The organism is Coriobacteriia bacterium (assembly GCA_030652115.1).
GTDB lineage: Bacteria > Actinomycetota > Coriobacteriia > Anaerosomatales > Anaerosomataceae > UBA6100.
In genome coordinates, this window is sequence record JAUSBK010000007.1 from 333,992 (window position 1) to 351,696 (window position 17,705).

16 protein-coding genes and 1 tRNA gene are annotated in these 17,705 nt (G+C 64.8%); 15 read left to right on the forward strand and 2 right to left on the reverse strand.

The window, feature by feature from the left end; all coding sequences use genetic code 11:
• Window positions 1-47: 47 nt before the first annotated feature.
• The 7 genes from Q7W51_05655 (at window position 48) to ccsA (ending at window position 8,040) form a co-directional block, all read left to right on the forward strand.
• Window positions 48-3,353 carry a hypothetical protein gene (locus tag Q7W51_05655; GenBank protein MDO8847853.1) on the forward strand — a complete coding sequence of 1,102 codons (3,306 nt, stop codon included), beginning with the start codon at window positions 48-50 and terminating at the stop codon, window positions 3,351-3,353.
• Between the two features lie 97 nt (window positions 3,354-3,450).
• Window positions 3,451-3,690, forward strand: coding sequence for a twin-arginine translocation signal domain-containing protein (locus tag Q7W51_05660; GenBank protein ID MDO8847854.1), 240 nt, complete (start codon window positions 3,451-3,453; stop codon window positions 3,688-3,690).
• A gap of 21 nt (window positions 3,691-3,711) precedes the next feature.
• A complete protein-coding gene (locus Q7W51_05665) occupies window positions 3,712-4,335 on the forward strand; it encodes a hypothetical protein (GenBank protein MDO8847855.1) in 624 nt (207 codons plus the stop codon).
• A gap of 94 nt (window positions 4,336-4,429) precedes the next feature.
• Entirely contained in the window at window positions 4,430-5,008 is a 579-nt protein-coding gene (locus Q7W51_05670; GenBank protein ID MDO8847856.1) for a hypothetical protein, read from the forward strand.
• A 28-nt stretch (window positions 5,009-5,036) separates the two neighbouring features.
• Window positions 5,037-5,771 (forward strand): hypothetical protein, encoded by a 735-nt coding sequence (locus Q7W51_05675; protein MDO8847857.1) that lies wholly within the window; start codon window positions 5,037-5,039, stop codon window positions 5,769-5,771.
• On the forward strand, window positions 5,768-7,201 hold the full coding sequence (locus Q7W51_05680; protein MDO8847858.1) for a cytochrome c biogenesis protein ResB: 1,434 nt from the start codon (window positions 5,768-5,770) through the stop codon (window positions 7,199-7,201). Before Q7W51_05675 ends, Q7W51_05680 begins: the two co-directional genes overlap by 4 nt.
• On the forward strand, window positions 7,198-8,040 hold the full coding sequence (gene ccsA / locus Q7W51_05685; protein MDO8847859.1) for a cytochrome c biogenesis protein CcsA: 843 nt from the start codon (window positions 7,198-7,200) through the stop codon (window positions 8,038-8,040). The genes Q7W51_05680 and ccsA overlap by 4 nt, the downstream gene beginning before the upstream one ends.
• 6 nt (window positions 8,041-8,046) lie before the next feature.
• Here the strand turns inward: ccsA and Q7W51_05690 are convergent, their stop codons facing one another.
• Entirely contained in the window at window positions 8,047-9,552 is a 1,506-nt protein-coding gene (locus Q7W51_05690; protein ID MDO8847860.1) for a radical SAM protein, read from the reverse strand.
• 209 nt (window positions 9,553-9,761) lie between these two features.
• Between Q7W51_05690 and dnaG the strand changes: the two genes are divergently transcribed.
• The 4 genes from dnaG (at window position 9,762) to Q7W51_05710 (ending at window position 13,798) form a co-directional block, all read left to right on the forward strand.
• A complete protein-coding gene (dnaG, locus tag Q7W51_05695) occupies window positions 9,762-11,606 on the forward strand; it encodes a DNA primase (protein MDO8847861.1) in 1,845 nt (614 codons plus the stop codon).
• Window positions 11,607-11,726: 120 nt separating this feature from the next.
• Window positions 11,727-13,001: an RNA polymerase sigma factor RpoD gene (gene rpoD, locus Q7W51_05700; protein MDO8847862.1), complete on the forward strand. Its 1,275-nt coding sequence runs from the start codon at window positions 11,727-11,729 to the stop codon at window positions 12,999-13,001.
• A 114-nt stretch (window positions 13,002-13,115) separates the two neighbouring features.
• A complete protein-coding gene (locus Q7W51_05705) occupies window positions 13,116-13,358 on the forward strand; it encodes a DUF6364 family protein (GenBank protein MDO8847863.1) in 243 nt (80 codons plus the stop codon).
• Window positions 13,355-13,798 carry a PIN domain-containing protein gene (locus Q7W51_05710; GenBank protein MDO8847864.1) on the forward strand — a complete coding sequence of 148 codons (444 nt, stop codon included), beginning with the start codon at window positions 13,355-13,357 and terminating at the stop codon, window positions 13,796-13,798. Before Q7W51_05705 ends, Q7W51_05710 begins: the two co-directional genes overlap by 4 nt.
• Before the next feature lie 58 nt (window positions 13,799-13,856).
• Here the strand turns inward: Q7W51_05710 and Q7W51_05715 are convergent.
• A tRNA-Asn gene (locus Q7W51_05715) sits at window positions 13,857-13,932 on the reverse strand.
• Between the two features lie 176 nt (window positions 13,933-14,108).
• Between Q7W51_05715 and Q7W51_05720 the strand changes: the two genes are divergently transcribed.
• The 4 genes from Q7W51_05720 to Q7W51_05735 all read left to right on the forward strand — a co-directional run bounded on the left by Q7W51_05720 (window position 14,109) and on the right by Q7W51_05735 (window position 17,695).
• Window positions 14,109-14,720 (forward strand): hypothetical protein, encoded by a 612-nt coding sequence (locus tag Q7W51_05720; GenBank protein ID MDO8847865.1) that lies wholly within the window; start codon window positions 14,109-14,111, stop codon window positions 14,718-14,720.
• A gap of 77 nt (window positions 14,721-14,797) precedes the next feature.
• Window positions 14,798-15,397: a hypothetical protein gene (locus Q7W51_05725; GenBank protein MDO8847866.1), complete on the forward strand. Its 600-nt coding sequence runs from the start codon at window positions 14,798-14,800 to the stop codon at window positions 15,395-15,397.
• A 212-nt stretch (window positions 15,398-15,609) separates the two neighbouring features.
• Window positions 15,610-16,725 carry a site-specific integrase gene (locus Q7W51_05730; protein MDO8847867.1) on the forward strand — a complete coding sequence of 372 codons (1,116 nt, stop codon included), beginning with the start codon at window positions 15,610-15,612 and terminating at the stop codon, window positions 16,723-16,725.
• A gap of 385 nt (window positions 16,726-17,110) precedes the next feature.
• Entirely contained in the window at window positions 17,111-17,695 is a 585-nt protein-coding gene (locus Q7W51_05735; GenBank protein ID MDO8847868.1) for a hypothetical protein, read from the forward strand.
• Window positions 17,696-17,705 lie beyond the last annotated feature (10 nt).

The window sequence follows — 17,705 nt, forward strand, 5'->3', positions numbered from 1 at the left end:
GCTGGCGAATGTTGATCGGTGTTGCGTGTCTGGCCCTGGCGGTGAGTGTGCCAGCAGTTGCTTCTGCGGCAGTACTCGCGCCGGTGTACCGGTTCTACAAAGTCTCGAACGGTACGCACTTCTACACAGCAGGCGAGGCGGAGGCCAATAACATCATCGCTACGATGAGCTCCGTCTACAGATATGAGGGTGTCGCATACACACTAGAAGTCGACCACCCCCAGATGAACGCCCCGCTGTATCGATTCTTCAACAAGGCGAACGGTTCGCACTTCTACACTGCAGGTGAGGCGGAGAAGAACAGCGTTATCGCCAACCTGTCCAACGTCTTCACGTACGAAGGCGTTGCGTACAATGTGAGTGCGAATGCGGCCGGCAACACGCCGGTCTATCGCTTCTTCAACAAGTCCAACGGCTCGCACTTCTACACCATCAGCGAGGCCGAAGCGAACGAGGTCATCGCCAAGTACGCCGCGACCTACACATTCGAAGGTCCCGCGTTCTACCTGGCGTACTCGACCGCTCCTCCGCCTCCGGGCGGCGACACCATCGCGCCGACGACGACGACCGATCTTGAGACCGTCTACCGCGGCCTTGCCACCATCCGGTTCTTCGCAATCGACAACGCCGGTGGCTCGGGTGTCGACCGTACGTTCTACAATCTTGATGGTATGGGAGCCGTTCAGGGAACGATCGCGTACGAGAACTCCCTGGGACTCCACACAATCGAGTACTGGTCGACTGACGACGCCGGGAACGAGGAGACGCACCACTTCGCCACGTTCACCGTCGTCTCGGTCCATGCGGATCCGAACATCGCTGAGTGCACCGACTGCCATTCTGGCGATCTCATGAGCACTCACGATTCGATCGGCACTCCGGGCCCCGGTTGCGTCGCATGCCACGGCACCGGCATCACGCCGAGTTTCGTGTGCTCCGACTGCCACGGCCCTGTGACCGATCCTACGACCCACCCGGATCTGGGCATGGTGCATGACGGCTCGGCCGAGACCTGCACCGACGCCGCATGTCACGCCAACGACGTTAGCGTGATCCACGACACGATGCTCTCCAATGGCGTTACGCCGCCGAGCTGTGCAGCGTGCCACGCCGACGGTGTCACTCCGTCGACCGTTTGCGCGGACTGCCACGGTGGCTACACCACGTACCACCCGGCACCCGGCATGGCTCCGCACGCCGTCACCGGCTTCTGCTACACAGCGGGATGCCACGTGACCTACGGCGGCGCGCAGAAGAGCGACGCTGCGCTGCTTCACAACACCTGGGCCAAGAACCCCGGCTGTCCCGCATGCCACGGCGAAGGCGTTACGCCGACCCTGACATGCTTCGATTCGGACTGCCACGGCGCAGGCAGCATGACGCTCGAGACCACCCACGCTTACGAGCATGTGGATGCATCGGGCGTTAACAGCGGCGGCTGCACCGCGTGCCACGGCACCGACCTGCCGACCGCTCACGTTGCGGTGGGCTGCACGTGCCACACCAACACGAACCTCAATGGTCTGATGGCTCCGCTGCTTGCGGCTGGAGAGGCCGAGTGCCTCGACTGCCACACCGATCCCATGGATCCGGCTGCGGCGCATCCGTACCACGTTGGCGCGCACGACGCGATAGAGCCTGCGTTTGAGGTCAACAGCCCTGGCTGCGTGTCTTGCCACGGCAGCGACCTGATGGCGGTGCTTCCTGACGGTAACCCGGTGACGGGTGTCAGCGAGCACAACTACTGCTCGTGCCACCAGTACGGCGAGGCCGAGACCCAGAGGTCTTGCGAAGAGTGCCACACGATGCCGATGGACGCGGCCGCTACTTATCCGTATCACGTCGGCGACCACGCCGCACTTGAGGCCGGCATCGCCGGTACCTTGAGCTCCGCGTGTGTCTCGTGCCACGGCACCAATCTGCTGGACGTCGACGCCGGTAGCCTGCATCTTGCAGGCGAGCACGTGGGCTGCCTGTGCCACGCGTACGGCGAGGCTGTTCCCGGCAACGATGAATGCGTCGACTGCCACGAAGGCTCGTACGCGCCTCACGGCTTCGTCAGTGGTTTCGGCCACACCGGCGAAGGCTGGGAGCCGGCATCCGGTCACAACACGGAGGCCTTCGGCACGATCGGTGCCTTCGAGAAATTCGATGGCTCCGAGGGCATCACGCTGTACTGGGAGTCGCATATTGCCAGCTCCACGCTGCAGCCCTCGTGGGAAGTCGAAGCCGGCTTCCAGTGGGCAGAAGCGCCTGCGGGCTGGGCGGGTACGTCCCTTGAGGTCGGCGACACGGGTGTCGTCTCGACCGACTGGGAGTTCCCCGAGGTGAACGTGTTCTGGGATCCGGCAGACACTGCCGCTCCCGGGGACGCACTCTTCCTCGACGCGACATCTGTCGTGTCTTGCGAGGATTGCCACACCGGTCTTCTGGCCGCCGGTCCGCACGGTGCGGACGACAACTGGGGTCTCGACCCGGACTATCCGGCCGACTACTCCTACGGCGAGCTCACCAAGCAGGTCGAGCAGTTCCCGTCCGGCATGAAGCTTCGCTCCACGCTGACGACGGCGACGCAGACCTACGGTGACGGTATGACGCTCATCTGCTCCAAGTGCCACGACCTGGAGAACTACCAGTCTGGCACGACTGTGAACAACCCGTTGCCGATGTACTCCACCGGCGACGTGGCGTTCGACTATGCGGCCGATACGTGGGATCCGGTGTACATCAATACCGGCAGCTCGCGTACGACCGGCTACTACGTCTGGACGCGGAACGACGGCACCCAGGTGGATCCTGCTACTCTCACGATCACCGCTTCCAGCTGGTCGTCCACGGATCCCGAGGCGCAGCCCTGGATTCAGGGCAATGCCGGAACGTTCACTTCGGCCACCATCGGTTCCAGCAACACGGCTCACTCCAGCCATCACCAGGACACCAACGACGGCTCGGCGCAGTGCGTCGGCTGCCACATCGGTATCCCGCACGGTTGGAAGCGTCCGCGCTTGCTGGTGAACGGTGGCTGGAACGGAACGGCCAACTCCATCGGTGCGGGTGTTATCCCGGCTGACCCGGCTCCCTACAGGGACCCGGACATGCTCGGTACCAGCCGCAGCCAGGGTGGTGCGCTGCTCAATCCGCTGACCGGCTACAACGGCATGGGCATGCTGACCCTCAGTGCTGTGGACAACCACAACCTGTGGGCAGGTAGCGTCAGCGCCACTGATCCCGCAAAGCAGTACTACACAGGAGCGGCGTACTGGTCCGAGCCAAGCTGCCAGGCGTGTAACGATCACGCCGGCGAGGATGGCATCCGGATCATCGACACCGAGGCGACGACGTACGGCCCGTAGAACCTAGCGCATCCGGAGGGCGGTCTCATGGCCGCTCTCCGGAAGGGCTCGCACTTCGAGCAGTTGGATGCTACGGATGCTGAGAGGATGGATACATATGGAAGCTAGCAAGGTTTCGCGGAGGCAGTTCCTGGGAGGAACTGCGGCCGTCGTCGGCACCGCGATGCTCCCGATGGTCGCGAACACCACGGCAGCGCTGGCAACTCCCGCGGGCAAGCTGAGTGATGCAGCAGCAGCACTCACGCCCTGGGTGCCGCTGAACGCTCAGGCTGCCGCACGGCATGGACTTGAGATCTACAGGGGCATGCACAATGCCTCCCTCGGACAGAGTGGTTGATGCGAGGGTACCTACTGGCCCGTGATTGGCCAGATCGCAGCGAACTATCCGAGCTCGCTCTTCAACCAGGTCCCGAGAGGACTGTTCAACTACGGCGCAGGCGGCGTTAACGCGTGGCGCAACATCTGCGGTGGCCCGAACGGTGGGTCGGCGCTGCTGGCCCAGCTGGGTGCCCCGACCTCGGTCAAGGATGAGTTCAACGCCTGGTACGAGCGGACGCTCTTCCCGAGCAACGCCGCGTTCGTTGACTGGAATGCTGGCGGCTGGACCGTCACTACTGCCCCGAGGACGGGTGCTCCGCAGGCGGAGCCGCAGTCGCTGCTGTGCCACGCCTCACACGGTCGCTGGCTCGATGCAGCGGGCGGCGAGGAGGGCGGCTGGGTAGCGTCGTTCCCCGGCGCTGACGCTGCTGCCAAGGTCGGCGCTGCAGGCGCAGACCGTTGTTCCAAGCTCGTGTATGACTGTGTCTACAAGCTCTGCGAACTCATCAACAACTGGAAGGCCGGCACCATGCCCACCGGCGCGCTCGATCCGAGCGTGGCCGCGTGCTTCGGGTGCCATGGTTCTGTGGATCCGCTGGATCCCGAGAACTGCGCGCCTGAGGTTGCCGGTAAGATGAGGTGCACGGATACCTGCCACAAGTAAGACGGCAGGTCCGTAAGCGCGCACAGGGGGGCGGGCAGCGATGCCCGCCCCCCGCGCTGACCGAACGCAGAACGTTCGAAGGGGTTGGAAGCGTATGAAGCGAGGCTGGATCTTGGCACTTGTGGTGGTTGCGATCATCGCATCGGGCGCGGTGGCTGCGACGTATCTGCGGGGCAACTACGCCGAGTCGCCGGTCCGATCGCTTGAGGCGCTCGCGCAGGCCACCCGGGATAAGGACTGGGCGGCAGTCGAGGCGTACTTCGATGCTGAGGCTGTGGCGACCCGTCTCGCCGAGTCCAAGATCGCAGCAGCGCCTGAGGCCGAGCTGGACTCGGGTACCTCCACGCACGATGACCCGCGGGGCGGAGCCGAGACGGAAACACAGCTCATGGGCCGCATGACCGCCACCTACATCGAAAACTACCGCCAGACGATCCAGCGAAGCGTCGAAGCTGGCATCGAGTCCGGCGCGACCGGCGTTGAAGGCGTGCTACTTGCTGGTAAGGCGAGTGATGTCGAGTATGTGAGCGACACCGAGGCGCGCGTGACCATTGAGGTGCCCGCAGATGAGGGTGGAGCGCTCGAGATCATCGCCACGATGGTGCGGGTTGACGACCACTGGCAGATAATCGCGCTGGAGACTGTCGACGCGCCTGTGACTCCGGCTGAGTAGATCGTCACTGATGACAGGGATGGTGAGCATGACGGAGAACCCGGAGAGCACCGAGGACACCGGGAGCGCCGAGGACGTCGAGATCGTGGAGGACGCAGACGCCACGGAGGTCGACGGAGTCGAGGACATCGCTCGGGACGAGGCACCGGATGAGGCACGCAAGTCGCGTCTGGGTCTCGGGCTGGCCGCAGCGTTCTTCGTAGCGGCGCTCGTACTCGCGGTGGCCGTGTTCTACGGGAGCCAGGATCCGGAGACTCCTGCCGCAGGCGGTGGAGAGACGACCGAACCCGTCGGCATGAGCATGGCCGGCCCGGTGGTGGACGTGAACGTTTCCGAGGAGGCGCTCGCAAGCGAGCCTGAGGCGCCGGATCTCTCGACGCCGGAGGCAGCGGTACGCTCGTACATCGACTGGACGTCATACGCATACCGAACCGCACAGTCGCAGGCGGCACTTCCCACGATGAGCACCTATCAGGAAGTTCACGTGGACTCGTACATCCAGTACAACATCCAGAAGAGCCGCCTGCTCGATCAGACGATCGTTGAACTCGAGTTCGGCGAGATCACGGTGGAGGGCGACACTGCCACCGTTCCGGTGAAGGAGGCGTGGAAGTACAGCTACGTCTCGATCGAGGAGGCCGGCGAGGTCATCGGCGGGCCGTACGAGATCGAGTACGATGCCGTCTACTCGCTCCTGAAGACGGAAAGCGGCGATTGGGTGGTCGACTCTGTGGATGCGACCGCGCTGGGCGAGGTCCAGTGACCGTCACGCTCTCCCGAAGGGCATGGCGACTCCTCACGTCGCCGCGTCTGGCCACGGTGGTGATCGCGCTCGTCGGCGGCTGGGCAGTGCTCGCGTCGTTCGTGCCGCAGGGCGATGCGACCGCAGCGCCGGTGGCCGAATGGGCGGCTGCCTACCCCGGATTCGAAGCGCTCGCAGGCCCGCTCGGCCTGCATCGAGCCTTCACCGCCCCTGTCTTCCTCGTATTCGTAGCGCTGCTGGCCGTCCTCACGGCCGCGTGCGCCTGGCAGCGAACCCGGGTGGCGGCTGTCCGCTCGCGGTTCCTCCGGACCGCGGTTGCCGAGGCGGGAAGCCCCGACGCGCGTGCCGACTTCGAGATCGTCTGCCGTCCCGGACTGAGTTCGGCCGAGGCTCTGGTGACGACTGCCGAGACACTCGAACGGCTCGGCATCCGCCCCACCCGCGCCGAGAAGCACGTCACGGCGGTCTCGCCGCTGTGGTCGGTGTGGGGAAGCGCGGTCTTTCACTGGGCGCTGGTGACGCTCATGGTGGTGATCGCGCTCGGCAGTCTCGCGCGGTCCTCCGGCCAGATGGGGATCGCGGTGGGAGAGGCGAAGCCCGATGTAGCTGAGTCCTACGGCGTGCTCGACGAAGGCTCGCTTCACAGCTTCGGCGCGGGGCGCTCGATCCGGGTGGACGCGTTCGACGTGAACTACGAAACGGGCGGCGTCAAGCGTGGCGCCACGCCCACGGTCACGGTGCTCAATGCCGCGGGCGAGGTCGTGAAGACGCAGCTCGTCTACCCCAACAACACGCTCAAGACCGGCTCGCTGACCATCTATCCCTACGACTACGGGTTCTCGGCAACCGTGGCCATGCTCGACGACAGCGGTGCCGAGCTGCAGCGCACCACGCAACTCATCGACTTCGCGGGCTCCGCGGAGGGCGGCACGGCTCCCCTCGGGGCGCTCGTGCTCAAGGATGAGGCGGGTGCCGCACAGTACCGGATGCTCATCTCGGTCCCGCTCGACCAGTCCGAAGGTGGCGGCCTCGTTGGCAGGATGCCCGAGGACCCACGCGCGCGCGTGGTTCTCCTGAACGCCGCAGGCGAAGCGGTGATGGACGAGACCCTGCGCCCCGACGAGACGGTCGCGCTTCCGAGCGGCGGCACACTCCGGCTGCTCGGCGTGGATTACTACGCGCGTCTGCAGCTCGTGGACGACCCGTCGATACCCTTGCTGTATGCCGCGGCGATCGTGGCGATGATAGGCCTCGGCGCCGCCACGCTCGTCCGTCAGCTGGTGATCTCGGCGTGGGTGGCCGAGGACACGGGCGAGACAAAGCTTCGTGTGCGGATGCGTCTGTGGCGCGCGCTCACCACAAGCCGAAGTGAGATCGAAAGCGAGCTCAGGCGGGCGCTCGGTCCCGCCGAAGAGGGGAGTGCGTCGTGACGCTCGAGATCGTGATGACCTGGGTGGCACTGCTGCTGTACGCGGTTGCCACGGCGGCCTCGGCGATCGGCGTGGTCTTCACCAAAGAGAAGCTGACCGGGAGGGCGGCTGTAGTGGCTGCCGTCGGCCTGCTGGCGCAGACGGTGTCGCTGGCCGCGCGCTGGGTGCGCGTGGGGCACGGCCCGTATCTCGGCTTCTACGAGGTCTCCGCGGCGCTCGTGTTCTTCGTGGTGGCGGCGTTCGTGTTCGTGACCTGGCGGCAGCCTCGAATGGCCGCGGCCGGCATCGGCATCATGCCCGTTGCCCTGCTGCTCCTCGGGGGCGCCATGCTGGCGCAGAACATCGACGTGCCGATGACCGCCAAGCTCACGAGCTTCTGGCTCGCCGTGCACGTCGCGTTCGCGAATCTGGCGTTCGGTGCGTTCGTCATCTCGTTCGGGTGCGCGATCGCGTACGTAGTGCGCGAACGCTCGAAGACGGGCACCTGGGTGCGGCGCTTCGAGAAGCTGCCGGCACAGGATGCGCTCGAGAACCTGACCGTGCGCTACGTCCTCGTCGGCTTCTTCTTCTGGGGCATCATGATCGTCACCGGCGCCATTTGGGCCAACGAAGCGTGGGGCCGCTACTGGGGCTGGGACCCGATCGAGACCTGGAGCCTCATCGTCTGGATCATCTACGCGGTGTACCTGCACGTGCGGTTCACCCTGGGGTGGCGCGGCGAGCGGCTCGCGTGGTTTGCCATCGTCGCGATGCCGCTGTCGCTCTTCACGCTCGTGGGGATACCGCTCGCCTTCGACACCACGCATGCGGGCATCGGCGGTCTCGGCAAGGACCTGTAGCGGACGCTACTCGGCGGACTTCCCGCTGCCCATCGACTTCATCGCGTCGGCCATCTTCTTCGGCATCTCGCCGGCTTTCGCCATGCCGATGCCGAGGAAGTCGAAGTGCTCGCCGTAGTCGCGCATCATGACTTTCATCGCGCTCAGCATGTAGCTGCGCTTGAAGCCTTCGGGCAGCGCCAGGATCTCGCTCATCTTGTTGGCGTAGAAGGTCATGTAGCACCTGCCGAGGGCGATCATCACGTCGTTCAGGGACATCGCGTACGGCTCGATGATCGGCGTGGAGATGTTGTACTGCGCGTAGTCCCACACGCGGATGCGATCGTGCACCTCGTCCCAGAGTGCCGTGTACGGCATGGGCGTGAGGACGGGGAAGACGGCGATGTCAGGGTTGAGGCGTGCGGCCATCGCGGCGGTCTGCTTGATCGAGTCCCACGTCTCTTCGGGGAAGCCGATCATGAACGACGCTTCGATCATGATGTCGTGCTTCTTGAGCATCTCGACTGCCTGCTGGTTCTGGTCGATCGTCGTGCCCTTGTTGAGGCTGGCGAGCAGCTCGTCGGTGGACGTCTCGAGGCCGAGGTAGATGTGCATGATGCCGGCGTCGTGGTACTTCCACAAGATGTCCTCGTCGCGGATGATGTCCTCCACGCGGGTCTCGATCAGCAGGTAGACGCCGAGGTCCGCCTCGATGAGCAGGTCAAGGATCTTCTCCCAGCGCTCGCGGTCCCGCGTGGGGTAGGCGTCGATCATCGTGATGAACTCGACTTTGTACTCCTCCACGAGGTGGCGGATCTCCTCCAGTACCTTGTAGGGGTCACGCGCGCGCCACTCGCCGCGCCAAAACACGCGCTGGCTGCAGAACGAGCAGCCCATCATGCAACCCCGTGACGTGAGGATCGAGGCCATGCGTCCCCATGGATCGATGTTGTAGTGGTAGTCCTCCCAGTCGAGGAGGTGCCACGCAGGTGTGAGCGTGTCGAGGTCGACGATGTGCGGACGCTGGGTGGTGGTCACCACCTCGCCGTCGCGCTTGAAGGCGATGCCGCGCACATCGTCGAGCGGTGTGCCTTCGGCGAGTGCCGAGAGGAGTTCCACGAGCGTCTCCTCCATCTCGCCGCGGAGGATGACGTCAACAGGCGTGTCCTCCTCGGAGAACATCTCCTCGTACATGAACGTGGGGTGCGGTCCGCCGATGAGCGTGGCGATCGCAGGGTCCACCTGCTTGGCCACCCGCAGCGCCTCGACGGCCGCCGGCACCGTGCAGGTGCTGATGGCGCCGGTCACGGGCAGGTAGTCGAGCGACATGACGACATCGGGCCTGAAGGTCTCGATCTGATGCCGGATCTCGTCGTAGGAGGTGTCCTTGTACATCGCGTCGTAGATCTTGGCTTCGTGTCCCGCACCCAGCGCAGCGCCTGCAAGGTAGACGAGGTGCACGGGCGGCCAGTTGCCGATCATCTGCTGGCCCCAGCACCTGTAGGGTGGTGTCACGAAGAGGATCTTGCTCATCGAGTACGGCCTCCGGTCGTCACTGTGTCGCGGGCAGTGTTCAGGGTAACACTCCGTTCGCGCAAGAACGGGAATGCACTTCGTGTGTATCGGCATCCGGTGGCGGGGTCCGGACACCCGCGATTGCAGGTAGACCCTGGTAGAATTGCAGTCTTGCAAGTTCCGCGCCTGAATCCGCGCCCGAGACGTTTGTTCCCGAAGGAGGTGTCATGGGCCGCATTTCCGATGAGGACATCGCGCGCGTCCGTGACGCCACCGATCTGGTCTCTCTCGTGTCCGAGACGGTCGTCCTGAAGAAGAAAGGGCGCCTGTTCTGGGGCAACTGTCCGTTCCATGGCGAGAAGACCCCGAGCTTCAAGATCGACCCCACCACCCAGCTGTGGCACTGCTTCGGCTGCAGCCGCGGCGGCGACGCATTCGGGTTTGTGATGCAGGCCGAGAACCTCGACTTCCCCGACGCCATCAGGCGCCTCGCTGAGCGCGCGCGCATCGACATCGTGGAGGAGGGTGGCTCCGGGCTGTCTGCGGGCCGCAAGGAGCGGCTGGTGGCCGCGTGCGAGTCCGCAGCCGAGTACTTCCACCAGCAGCTCGTGAGCTCGCGGAGCGCGGGCGCTGCCGAGGCGCGCGAGTATCTCGCAAAGCGCGGCTTCGGCTCGGATGTGGCCAAGCGCTGGCGGCTCGGGTATGCGCCGGCTGGCCGTGACGAACTCGTGCACCACCTCACCGGCGCGAGTTTCACTCGCGAGGAGATCGTGGAGGCGAACCTCGCGCTTGGTGACGGACCGCGTCTCAAGGACCGCTTCTTCGGCCGGATCATGTTCCCGATCGCCGATCTCCACGGGCGCACGATCGCGTTCGGCGGCCGTGTGGTGGGCAAAGGCGAGCCGAAGTACCTCAACTCGCAGGAGACGCCGATCTTCCACAAATCCGCGAACCTCTATGCGCTCGATCGCTCACGCAACAACATCGTGGCGAGCGGCACCGCGGTCGTCGTGGAGGGCTACACCGACGTGATCGCGCTTCACGAGGCGGGCATCGCATACGCGGTCGCTACCCTCGGCACGGCGCTCGGCGAGCGGCACGTGAAGCTGCTCGGGCGCTTTGGCAAGCGGGTGGTGTACCTCTTCGACGGCGATGAGGCGGGCCGCCGGGCCGCGCTGCGCGCGGTCGAGTTCCTCGACTGGTCCATCACCCCCGAGGCGGGCAGCGGCCAGGTGGCGCTCGATGTAGCGCTCATCCCGGGTGATATGGACCCCGCCGACTACGTGGCCGCCGAAGGCGCCGAGAAGATGAGCGCGATGATCGAAGGCGCGCGGCCGCTTCTGGAGTTCGCGATCGAATCGCGCCTCGCCGCTCACGACCTCACCCGGCCCGAGGGTAGGAGCGCGGCGCTTGCGGATGCGGCGGCGCTCCTCACGCCGGTCCGCGAGTCGCTGCTGGGCAAGGACTACATGGGCTACATCGCCGGACGGCTGCAGACCGACTTCACCACCGTGCAGCGCGCGGTGCCGAAGACGCGAGCGGCAAGGGCGGTTCCGTCAGCCGACGGGTCGGTCACGAAGCCGGATGCGCCGGTGGTTCCGCGCACCACGGAGCAGAAGGCCGAGGCGGAACTCGTGCGGATCGCGGCTATCGCGCCATCGGTACGGCCGAGGGCACGGGACTTGCTTGCACAAGGTGCTGTCGCCGACGAGACGGCGGCCCGGCTGCTGGGGCTCATCATCGAGGCCGGGACCGCGCGTGGCGACGAGCTCTACGCGGCGGTTGCGCGCACCGATAGAGAGGCTGCAGAGACTCTCTCCGGATGGTTGGTGGACGCCCGCGAAGTGGAACAAGTACAATACGCGTTTCGTGAAGTTGAAGCTCGGGTCAAGGATTTTGCCCTCGGACGTCTAATCTTCAGTAAGAAAGCTGCTTTGCAGGCGACCGACGCCAAAGAGAACCCGGAAGCATACGATCGCCTCTTCGGTGAGATCGCCGAATTACAGCGCAGCCAGCAGGCTTTGCGGTTGCGTCAGCCTGGTACCGATGATGTCGAGATGGAGCACACCTAAGTGACGGCCACACCCAAGAAGTCCGCGGAAGCGCCGGCCGAGAAGACCCCCGCCAAGACTGCCGCTAAGGCCCCCGCCAAGGCCTCTGTTAAGGCCCAACCGAAGACCCCCACCAAGACCGTGCCGGAGCTTGAGCTCTCCGCGGTCAAGACGCTGGTCAAGATGGGCAAGTCCAAGGGCAACCTCACCGATGAGGAGATCCAGGGCGCGCTGTCGGACATCGATCTGAACGAAGAGCAGTTCGAGAACATCTACATGTTCTTCCAGAAGAGCGGCATCGAGATCGCCGAAGAGCATGTATCCGAGGTCGACATCGACGACGTGCCGCGCGACGAGCCGGTCGATCCGGACGCGGTGGTGGAGGACGTGCCGGAGGACGCGGTCGCGGAGGTTGTCGCGGTCGCGAAGCCCGCCGCCAAGACCGCCGCGAAGCGTAAGCCGCGCCGCAAGACGGACACTGTGGCCTCGGCGCCACTCACGAGCGACCCCGTGCGCATGTACCTCAAGGAGATCGGCAAGGTGCCGCTGCTCACGGCGCGTCAGGAAGTCGATCTGGCCATGAAGATCGAGGCGGGCCTGCTCGCCGTCGATCAGCTCGATGAGGCCGCCGGGAAGGGCGTCAATCTCGAGCGGCCAGAGCAGCGTCGTCTCGAGCGCCTCGAGCGCATCGGTGTGGACGCCAAGAAGCAGCTGGTGGAAGCCAACCTGCGCCTCGTGGTCAGTATCGCCAAGCGCTACGTGGGACGCGGGATGCTCTTCTTGGATCTCATCCAGGAAGGCAACCTCGGTCTCATCCGCGCCGTCGAGAAGTTCGACTACGAGAAGGGCTTCAAGTTCTCCACCTACGCCACGTGGTGGATCCGTCAGGCCATCACGCGCGCGATCGCCGACCAGGCGCGCACCATCCGCATCCCGGTGCACATGGTGGAAACCATCAACAAGCTCATCCGCATCCAGCGGCAGCTGCTCCAGGAGCTCGGGCGCGAGCCCACCCCGGAGGAGATCGGCGAGAAGATGGAGATGAGCGCCGAGCGCGTGCGCGAGATCCTCAAGATCAGCCAGGAGCCCGTCTCGCTCGAGACGCCGATCGGCGAGGAAGAGGATTCGCAGCTGGGCGACTTCATCGAGGACGGCGAGGCGGTCGTGCCGCCGGACGCGGCGAGCTTCAGCATGCTGCAGGAGCAGCTCGCCAAGGTGCTCGACTCGCTTTCCGAGCGCGAGCGCAAGGTGATCGAGCTCCGCTTCGGCCTGGAAGACGGGCACCCGCGCACCCTCGAAGAGGTCGGCCGCGAGTTTGGCGTGACGCGCGAGCGCATCCGACAGATCGAGAGCAAGACGCTCTGCAAGCTGCGGCACCCCAGCCGCTCGAGCAGGCTCAAGGACTACCTGGAGTAGGGGAGTCCACCCACGGAGACGAACGAAGGCCCCGCAGCTGCGGGGCCTTCTGCGTTGCCCTCGATCGCACCTGTGACGTATACTTGAGGCGCAAGCTGTACGTCAGGAGGCACGATGAACACGAAGCTGACCCTGCGCATGGACGATTCGGTGATCCGCGGAGCGAAGCGCTACTCGGCCAAAGCGGGGAAGTCGGTCTCGCAGCTGGTCGAAGACTACCTTGCCGTGTTGTCGCGCGAGGCCGGGTCCTCGGAGGACACGCTGCCTGCGGTGGTGAAGTCGCTCTACGGAGCGCTTGCCGGTTCCGGCGTGTCCGAACAGGACTGGTACGCGCACCTCGAGGAGAAGCACCGGTGAGGGTGCTCTTCGACACGAACGTCGTGCTCGACGTCCTCCTTGCCCGGGAGCCGCACGCACTTCCGGCTGCACGACTGTTCGCGGCCGTCGTGGATGGTGTGCTTGAGGGAGTGTTGTGCGCCACAAGTGTCACGACGCTGGACTACCTGGCCTCGAAGGCGGCCAGCGCCCGGGTAGCCCACGATCTGCTCGATGTCGCACTCGGTATCTTCGAGATCGCCCCTGTGAACGGCGCTGTCCTGCATCAGGCGCTCGGCGGTCGCGGGCCCGACTTCGAGGACTCCGTGATCGCTGCAGCTGCCGCGGCTGCCGACGTGGACGCGATCGTCACGCGCGATCCAGCCGGTTATCGGTATGCGGCGATGCCGGTGATGTCTCCGGAGGAACTGATCGCCGTCATCCACGCCACGCGTGACCATGTGGAGATCGTTTCGATCTGACGTGGCTGTGTGCCCCGAATGCAGAAGGCCCCGCAGCTGCGGGGCCTTCGGTGTTCACTGGCTCCTCGGGTAGGACTCGAACCTACAACCCTCCGGTTAACAGCCGGATGCTCTGCCAATTGAGCTACCGAGGAGTATCGGCTGCGCCTCGTGAGGCGCGGCTTGCGATTATACGGGTCGGGTCGAAGCTCCGCAACACGCGATGAGATGTGCCGTTCGGGGGTATATGTCCACCAACGAGTACGCGACCGTTCGGTTGCGTTCTGCGATTGTTGTCACAAGTCCATCGACCAGCGTTGAGGGGGAAGTGATGCGACGAATACTGAGATTCCGTGCAGTAGCCGCTCTGATCGTCGGTGTGCTCCTGGCTGCGGCCGTTGTTGCACCGATTTCGGCTTCTGCGATCCCGGCACCTAACCAGGCCATCTACCGCTTCTACAATCAGGGCACGGGGGCGCACTTCTACACCAACTCGGTGGCCGAGCGTGACCATGTGATCGCCACGTGGCCCATGCTCTTCACGTACGAGGGTGTGGCGTTCTACGTGTACGACGAGAGCATGTTCTTGGAGGAGGCCAGTGCCTCGGGGGTCAGCCTGCTGCCCACCTCGCCGGTCTATCGCTTCTTCAACAAGCTGAACGGGTCGCACTTCTACACCCTGTCGGCCGAAGAGGCCGACATGGTGATAGCGAAGTTCCCGGGGACGTTCAGCTACGACGGTGTCGGATTCAGCGCGTATTCCGCGCCGGTGGAGTACATGCCGCTGATGCCGGTGTATCGCTTCTACAACACGGAGAATGGGTCCCACTTCTACACGATCTCGCCGGATGAGAAGGCGCTCGTGCTGCTGTACTACGGGGGCAAGTACCGGTTCGAAGGCGTGGCGTTCTATGCGATGAGCGGGTACCTGGGAGGCGACTAGATGTGCAGGGCCGTTCAGCGATGAACCGGCCGTCTTAGGCGAGGCACCTATCGATTGCGATGAGGCGAGGAGGAGCGATGCAGAGGACAGGAACAAGAATCATCACACTGATCGTGCTGGCGGCCGTGCTGGCAACCGTGATGGCGGTGGCGACCCCGGCATTCGGGCAGACCAACAACGAGGTCACCGTCTACCGCTTCTACAACCAGGGCACGGCGACGCACTTCTACACCGCATCGGTGGAGGAGCGCGACATGGTGATCGCCACGTGGCCGACGGTGTTCACCTACGATGGACCCGCGTTTGTGATCTTCGAGGAAGGCTGGTTCCCGCCGGAGTACGAGCCGCCGCGCGCGCCGGTCTATCGCTTCTTCAACAAGGTGACCAAGGCTCACTTCTACACCATCTCGCTGGACGAAGCCAACATGGTGATCAGCAAGTACCCGGCGGTCTACACGTATGACGGTGTCGGTTTCGAGGCGTACACCGAATCCAACGAGTACGTGTCGCTGGTGCCGGTGTACCGCTTCTACAACATGAACAACGGCTCGCACTTCTACACTGCATCTGCGGTGGAGAAGGCGATCGTCCAGATCCAGTACCGTGACACGTATCGCTACGAGGGAGTCGCATTCTTCGCGATTCCCTACGGCTACTACTACTTCGCCAGGCTGTAGCTAACCACACGATCGCGTCACAGCGACGCCGTCCCACATGGGCGGCGTCGCTTGCGTCTCGAGATGATCTGCGTGTGCGCTCGCGCTCCTAGAGGCGGCTGTGACGGTCTCCGGGGTGCGACCTTTGCTTCGGCAGGCGTTTTGAGCCGGCTTACCGTCCGTTGCGGCCACTCGTGTACGATCCGTCTCCGCTGGAGGAGGGGGCGGGTAGGGTGGGACGCACGGCGAGGCGGAGGACGGTCGGCGCGTGGCTCGAGGAGTGGCTCGCCGTGTACGTCTACCCGCGCATGCGCGACGGCGAGCTGGCCGGCGGTACGGTCGCCAGCTACCGCGGGCACGTGCACCGCTACCTCATCCCCGAGCTGGGGACCATCGAGCTCCGACGGCTTGGACCGGAGCACGTCACCGCTCTCTACCGCCGGATGGGTGCACCGAAGGCCGAGGGCGGCTACGGACTATCCGTACGCACGCGGGAGCTGACGCATGCGACGCTGCGCATGGCGCTCGATCGCGCGGTCGCGCTGGGGCACGTGAAGCGAAACGTGCTCGTGGAAGGGCAGGGGGTCGACCGACCCCGGGTGCGACGGCGGCGCGTCACCGCGCTCGAGCGGGACGAAGCGGTGATGCTGCTCTCGACGCTCGCAGCGGATCCCGGCGCCGGACGTCGGTTGTTCGTGCCGGCACTGCTTGCGCTCACTACCGGGATGCGGCGGGGCGAGATCCTCGCACTGCGGGTGAGCGACATCGACCTGCCTGCACGCAGCCGTTCGCGAGCGCTCGGTAGACTCACGGTGGCGCGCACGTGGGACAAGAGCGTCGACCCCACGCTGCCGTACGCGCCGATCGAGCGGTATCGCGTGCGCGAGTGGCCCAAGTCGGGGCGAGAGCGCTACATCGATCTGCCGCCCGAGGTGGTACGAGTGCTGAGGGAGGCGCTTGCGGAACGGGCGAGGGTGAAGCAGGCAGCTGGTCCGGATTGGCAGACCGGCGGGCTGCGCTGCGACGGCACGTCGATCGAGTGGGGCGAGCTCGTGGTGTGTGACGCGTACGGGCGTCCATGGTGGCCCGACTCGTTTTCGAGCGCATGGTATCAATGGTGCAAGGCCGCGGGCTTCTCATGCCGCTTCCACGACTTGCGCGCAACGTCGGGGTCCATTGCGCTTGCGGCGGGCATTGACGCGGAGGCGGTGAGCGAGCGGCTCGGCCACCACTCGGCGGCGTTCTTCCTCGAGCACTATGCCAAAGCGTTGCATACGGCCCGCGCAGCGGATGCTGGTATCATGGGCGAGTTGGTCTCAGAGGCACTCGCGCACCAGACGGGCCCGTAGCTCAATGGTGGAGCAGGGGACTCATAATCTAAGCCCACCGTGTGAAGCCCTGCATTGAGGCCCATTCTGAGCACGAATCAGCGCATCTAGTGACACTGAAAGCACGCGCTGTCAGGCAGTTCGGCACCAACTCGGCACCAAATCGGGGCGTTCAGTTCCCGTTTACATCTGGTTGATACTGACCGGCTAGAGTGACGATCATGCGCCCGTCAGTCCCCTCTGGCGGGCGTTGTCACGAGCGGAGGCCCCGGAGGGTGTTCGCCCTCTAGGGCCTCTACGCCGTGCCTCGTCAGCAACGCGATTGTAGCACCCCTCTTGCGTTCTGGCATCACTCGGCGTATAGGTTGTGGCATAGGTTCCAGCATCACTTGAGGGGGTGTGCTGCATGACAGACGAGAAGGTGCGCGAGAACAAAGTCCGACGGGCGGCAGAGCGGCAGGGGCTTAAGTTAGTGAAGTCACGTCGCCGCGATCCGCGCGCGCTCGACTTCGACAAGTGCGCCCTCGTGAGCGTGCGGGACGGGCGTAGCGTGTTCGGCCGTACAGACTACGTGCAGGGGCCGACGCAGAACACCGCCACGCTCGAGGACTGTGAGCGATACCTGGACGCGACCGCCGAGTTCGGATGGTCGAACACCGCGGAGTTTAAGACGCTCATCCTCTCCGCGCGTGAGGTAATGGAGCGCTGGGATATGGACGAACCCGCCGCGCTGCGCATCCTCGGCTACCACCCGCTGGATGACTTTCAGTGCATGGTGGACGCGCACGGCAACCTCTATTGGACCGTGGGTAAGGTGCAGAAGGCCGAGGCCGAGTATGGCGATCTCATCGCCGCGAAGGATTGGGACGGGTTCGTGCGGCGCAGCGCCAAAGTGTATCGGCTCGACCGCACGGATCCTCGGACGGGTGACACTATCCGGGGATTCCAGCGTGGCGAGAACCTGAAACGCCCGCCTATTGTGAAGCTGTAGGGGGGCGACA